1 protein-coding gene is annotated in these 1,761 nt (G+C 60.5%); it reads left to right on the top strand.

Going from position 1 to position 1,761, the window contains the following annotated elements:
• Positions 1-48: 48 nt before the first annotated feature.
• On the top strand, positions 49-1,569 hold the full coding sequence (gene purF / locus A2I95_RS35385; RefSeq protein ID WP_291737236.1) for an amidophosphoribosyltransferase: 1,521 nt from the start codon (positions 49-51) through the stop codon (positions 1,567-1,569).
• Positions 1,570-1,761: the final 192 nt, after the last annotated feature.

The raw sequence follows: 1,761 nt of genomic DNA on the forward strand, positions 1-1,761 counted from the left end.
TCCATCAGCAACCGAACAGCAAAGCCTAAGTGGGATTGGAGCCAGCCAATGTGCGGGATTTTGGGGATCGCAAGCCGGGACACGGATGTCTTTGCGGAGATATATGACGGGCTCTTGATGCTGCAGCACCGCGGCCAGGACGCCTCGGGGATTGTGACCTACACCGGCGAGTTTTTCCGCGAGCGCAAGGAAAACGGCCTGGTCAAGGATGTGTTCGGCCCGCAGGATGCCGACACTCTGACCGGAAAGACTGGCATCGGCCATGTCCGCTATCCCACTGCGGGCTCGCTGAGTGCGGCCGAAGCGCAGCCGTTCTTTGTGAACGCGCCTTATGGTATCTATCTGGTTCACAACGGCAATATCACCAATACCGCCGAACAGCGCGAAAAAGTGACCGGCAAATACAGCCGCCATCTACGCACCACCTCAGATTCCGAAATCATGCTGAACGTGCTGGCCGACAAGGTCGCAGACGCGATCAAGGTCAACGGCAATGCGGACCCCGTCCGCAACATCTTTGCCGGCGTCAAGATGACGATGGAGCGGATCCAGGGCGCCTATTCGGTTCTGTGCATGATTGCCGGTGTCGGCATGCTGGCGTTCCGCGACCCCAACGGCATCCGCCCGCTGTCCGTGGGCAAACGCCCGGCAGCAAGCGGTGGCGAGGATTTCAGCTTTGCGTCTGAAGATGTGGCGTTCGGCATCAACGGATTTGAGAAGATCCGCGATGTAAAGCCGGGCGAGGCCATTCTGGTTGACCTGGACGGCAACATGCACACCTTCCAGGCGGTCGAGGGCAAACTGACCCCCTGCATTTTTGAATATGTCTACTTGGCGCGGCCCGACTCGATGATGGACGGCGTGTCGGTTTACAAGACCCAGCTGCGCATGGGTCAGGCTCTGGCCAAGCAGATCCAAGACGCAGGGCTGGAAATCGACAGCATCATCCCGGTGCCTGATTCGGCGCGCCCCGTGGCGCTGGAAGTGGCCAATTCCACCGGCATCCGTTACCGTGAAGGCCTGGTGAAAAACCGCTATGTGGGCCGGACCTTCATCATGCCGGGCCAGGCAGAACGTCAGAAATCGGTGCGCCGCAAGCTCAACGCCATCCCGCTGGAGTTCAAGGGCCGCAATGTGCTGCTGATCGACGATTCAATTGTGCGCGGCAACACGATTAAAAAGATCGTGCAGATGTGCCGCGATGCCGGCGCCAAGAAGGTCTATATCGCCTCGGCCTCGCCGCCAGTGAAGTACCCCAACGTCTATGGCATCGACATGCCGACCAAGCACGAGCTGATCGCAAACGGCCTCAGCATCGAGGAAATCCGCGACGAACTGGGCGCTGACGCGCTGTTCTATCAGAAGCTCGAGGACTTGGTCTGGGCGGCGCAGGAAGGCAACCCGGACATCCAGGGCTTTGACTGCTCCTGCTTTGACGGCAACTACATCACCGGGGTGACCACCGAGTATCTGGACGCGCTGGAGGGCAGCAGCCGTGTCAGCGCCAAGATCCAGGATATGCCGGCACCCGGTGCCTCGTGGAACGCCTCGAAACTGGCCACCGGCTGAGGCGCCGCCCCTTGCAGTTCATGGGGGTTTGAACTTCCGGCGGCATCCGCGTATGAGAGCTGCCAACAGTGCATGGGGAGGCGCTGGCCATGACGGCCCGCGCCTTTTCCTATGCTTCCAGATGAAAGGCCGCCTTTTGGACGCGCATCTTGCCCGCATGCTGACCTCTCCGCGCCAGTGCCGCTGCTGCGG

Source organism: Leisingera sp. F5, from assembly GCF_001593695.1.